The organism is Pelagibacterium lentulum (assembly GCF_003992625.1).
In the GTDB taxonomy this organism is placed as follows: Bacteria; Pseudomonadota; Alphaproteobacteria; order Rhizobiales; family Devosiaceae; genus Pelagibacterium; species Pelagibacterium lentulum.
Map to the genome: position 1 here is coordinate 1 of NZ_RZMW01000024.1, position 3,680 is coordinate 3,680.

The 3,680-nt window shown below is 58.1% G+C and carries 5 protein-coding genes; 4 read left to right on the forward strand and 1 reads right to left on the reverse strand.

Features of this window, described 5'->3' with window-relative positions:
* The 3 genes from EO133_RS07085 to EO133_RS07095 all read left to right on the forward strand — a co-directional run.
* Positions 1 to 645: FAD-binding oxidoreductase (locus EO133_RS07085; protein ID WP_248297988.1), on the forward strand; the 645-nt coding region annotated here is incomplete at its 5' end.
* Entirely contained in the window at positions 632 to 1,081 is a 450-nt protein-coding gene (gene cueR, locus EO133_RS07090; RefSeq protein WP_127071958.1) for a Cu(I)-responsive transcriptional regulator, read from the forward strand. The genes EO133_RS07085 and cueR, both read left to right, overlap by 14 nt.
* Positions 1,082 to 1,265: 184 nt before the next feature.
* Positions 1,266 to 2,417: a flavin-containing monooxygenase gene (locus EO133_RS07095; protein ID WP_127071959.1), complete on the forward strand. Its 1,152-nt coding sequence runs from the start codon at positions 1,266 to 1,268 to the stop codon at positions 2,415 to 2,417.
* 182 nt (positions 2,418 to 2,599) lie between these two features.
* Here EO133_RS07095 and EO133_RS20180 read toward each other — a convergent pair whose 3' ends face one another.
* A complete protein-coding gene (locus EO133_RS20180; protein ID WP_164734916.1) occupies positions 2,600 to 3,160 on the reverse strand; it encodes a TetR/AcrR family transcriptional regulator in 561 nt (186 codons plus the stop codon).
* Between the two features lie 160 nt (positions 3,161 to 3,320).
* Between EO133_RS20180 and EO133_RS20185 the strand changes: the two genes are divergently transcribed.
* The coding region (locus tag EO133_RS20185) for a hypothetical protein (RefSeq protein ID WP_206513477.1) at positions 3,321 to 3,680 on the forward strand (360 nt) is incomplete at its 3' end.

Here is a 3,680-nt window from a genome sequence, read left to right on the forward strand (position 1 = left end):
CAGCATGCACAACTGTCGCTGCCCGGAGTTCCTGCGCGCGACTACTCAATGGCAAACCGCCCGGACATGGGTGAACTCGAATTCCATATACGCCGCGTTCCGGATGGCCAGACGTCCAGCTTCATCCATTCGCGTCTCAAGGTGGGTGATCCAGTCACACTCGAAGGACCGTTCGGGGCCTCACAGTTACGCCACGAGCATACCGGGCCGATCCTTGCAGTCGCCGGTGGTTCAGGACTGGCGCCCATCCTGTCAATCGTTGAGACAGCGCTTGAACTCGGCATGCGCCAACCAATTCATATATATTTCGGCGTGCGCGCAGAGCGCGATCTTTACCTTCTGGAGCACTTCCGGTCCCTCGCCCACCTCCATGAACACCTGACATTCACACCGGTGTTGTCGGACCAAGGGGCAAGCGACTATCGCACTGGAATGGTCAGCGCTGCGGTTGCCAAGGATCTGGACAATCTCCAAGACTGGAAGGCCTACGTTGCCGGGCCGCCGGCCATGGTCAAGGCGACAACAATCGCCCTGGCGAACGCTGGACTACAATCACGCAACCTTCACGCCGACATCTTCTTTTCACCAGAACAATCTTCCAGGGCCCCGACACCCGAGAAAGGCAACGAACATGAATATCGGTGAAGCCGCACGCGCATCCGGAGTATCGGCAAAAATGATCCGGTATTACGAGCAGACCGGCCTGATCCCACAGGCTGAGCGCAAGGCATCGGGCTACCGGGACTACTCCACCCGCGACGTTCACATGCTGCGTTTCGTACGCCGGGCCAGGGATCTTGGCTTTTCGGTCGCCGAGATCGACGAGCTATTGCATTTGTGGCGTGATCGCAGTCGCCAAAGTGCCGAAGTCAAGCGCATTGCGCTCGATCACGTTGCAGGCCTCAAACACAAAATCACCGAACTGGAAGAGATGGTGGCCACGCTCTCCCATCTGGCCGAGAGCTGCAATGGCGATCATCGACCCGACTGTCCAATTCTCGATGACCTCGAAAATGCACAGGAGTCGACAGCCGAGGCGAACCAACCGCGCCGCGGCGCAATCGATCGCGTTGTTCTTTAGGATTGGGGTGGGCGGCCGTTTGGCTTCGCCCTTCCACGGATACCGTAGACTCCCCTCCAGCAGTACCTTCCGTCGAAGCCTGTGCTCGAACTCGAGCAATATTGACGGTTTTGGGTTTCGATCAATTGCGCCTCTCCCAACAAGCGCTCCGCTTCTCCTCAATCAGCATGGACGGGTTTCGGTAATGGACGAGGAAGACATTCAAATTCAGAAGGCACAACTGGCAAGAACCGCACCAACGACCCGAGTTGATGTTCTCGTCATAGGCGCTGGACAAGCCGGCCTTGCGACTGGGTATCGGTTGGCGCAGGAAGGAGTGTCTTTTCTGATCGTGGATGAAAGCCAGCGCGTTGGCGACAGTTGGCGCAACCGGTACGACTCGCTTGCCCTGTTCACGCCGCGAAGTCTCAACGCCCTGCCTGGGAAGGGGCTTGATGGCGATCCCGACGGCTATCCTTCCCGCGACGAATTCGCGGACTATCTCGCCAATTATGCCCTGCACTACAACCTTCCAGTCCAGACCAACTTTCGGGTAACGAGCCTGGATATCGAGGCTGAGACGCTCTTTCGGGCCAAGGGAGCAGACGGCAGCGTAATTCTCGCGCGTGGGGTGGTCGTGGCAACGGGAGGCTTTCAGGTGCCGGTCATCCCGGAGATCGCTAAGACCTTTTCATCCCAAGTCCGACAGCTAACGCCGGAAACCTACAAAGGTCCCGCTGATGTCGAACATGGACCAGTTGTGGTGATTGGAGATGGCGCTTCGGGGCGCGACATTGCATTTGAGTTGTCGGCGTTTAAATCTGTTATCCTTTCCCGCGGGCGAAATCGCCGGTTGCTGCCAGAAAAGCTATTGGGAATTAGCACGTGGAAATGGCTGAAAGCGCTCGGCCTTTTGCGTGTCGGACCCAATTCGCTGTTGGGCAGGATCATGCGCAAGTCCGATCCATTTCCAAACCGAGAACGAAGCGACCGAGATCTCAAAAAAAGGGGTGTAGTGCTGGCGTCACGGTTGATCGGAGCCGATGGAAAACATGCGGTTTTTGCTGATGGCAGCGCGCTCGACGTCGGCGCAGTGATATGGTGCATCGGATATCGCGACGATTTCACGTGGCTGATGATCAAAGCTGCCAAGGATCAAACCGGAAGCATTGTCGTGAACGACGGCAGAAGTCCGGTGCCAGGTCTCTTTTTTATCGGGCGGCCGTGGCAACGAAATCGCGCATCGGCGCTGGTGACAGGATCGGCAGAGGACGCACAGCGGCTGGTCGATGACCTGGAGCAATACTTGTCGAACACCCGGCAGGGCGAAGGGTCGATCGCGTTGGTTGCGGAATGAACAATCGTTAGCGGGATCAACTGCGAGTGCCGGATGTCGGGGTTTGGGAGAGGAGCGAGCGACGGCCGAAATGAGGGTGCGTTGCCGCCCGGCGGTTTCGGGCAACGGCTGACTTTCTGGAATTAGGTAGGCGTTGGATGAACCTGACGTTGTCCTGCAAAGACTATTCAGGGGCGACCAGGTCAGCAGGGATTGTCAGTCGATCCCTGTGTCCCCAAAATTCCGGAAACCAGTTCGTGGAACATCGCGTCGATTTTGTCCACCGCCTGGGGAGACTCGCGGTCGAGCCACCACCGTACCAAAGAGATCAGCACATCCACCAGTAAGGCCGCCCGCAGGTTGCGGGGAACGCCCGCAGGGCTTTCGGGCGCCAAAAGCTTTCTCGCCCGCGATTCGAGTATCCGGCGGACTGCGGCAGTAGCAATGGGGGCGGCCTGACTGTGCGTCAGCGCGCGGTAGAGCTCTCGGTGCCTTAGGGCATGAGCAAAAAACCCGGCGCTGAAACTTTTTCCCGGCTCAACTTCGGCTGCGGCCAAGTCGGCCTCCAGCTTTGCGAAGCCGCTACGCAATAGATCGTCCTTACCCTTGAAATGCTGATAAAAGGCTGACCGTCCTACATCGGCAGCGTCGCAGATTTTTGCTACGGTAAGTGAGTCATAGCTTTGGGTCACCACCAGTTCGGCCAGGGCCGCCCTGAGTGCTGCGCGTGTCCGTCGCACGCGCCGGTCCTCGCCCTGCTCCATCCTGGACACCTCCCATACCGCACATCGGCCTGACGTCTGTCCGGCAACGTACATTTCACGCCGCGTTGTCGCTTGCCCATGAGCGCACGTTAAAGCATTTGCGGATGGTCGTGCAAAAACGGACGCATGTCCAGAATGATCAAAGCAGGAGGCTGAACTCATGACGCCCGAACATTTCATCTTCATCCCAACTATTTTCCTGCTCGGCCTGCTAACCGGCGCGCTGCTGACCTCGCGCCGCGCCACCGGTCTTCCGGTCCTTCTGACGTTGGGAATTGCTCTTGGGACGTTCGCCCTAACCCACCTCACCAATTTGCCATTCGGCGCCCGCGCCGTACACATTGCGCTGGACGGGTTGCCGCTCTTTGACCAAAGTCCTTCCTTCTCGGCTAACGAAGTGCTGGCCCGGCTCGAGCTGTTCAGTGAACAGGGCCGCGCCGTATATCAATTCGCCACATACACTGGCGATGTGATTTTCCCGCTTTCGTTGCTCGCCTTCTTTCTTGCCCTTGCCCACTTT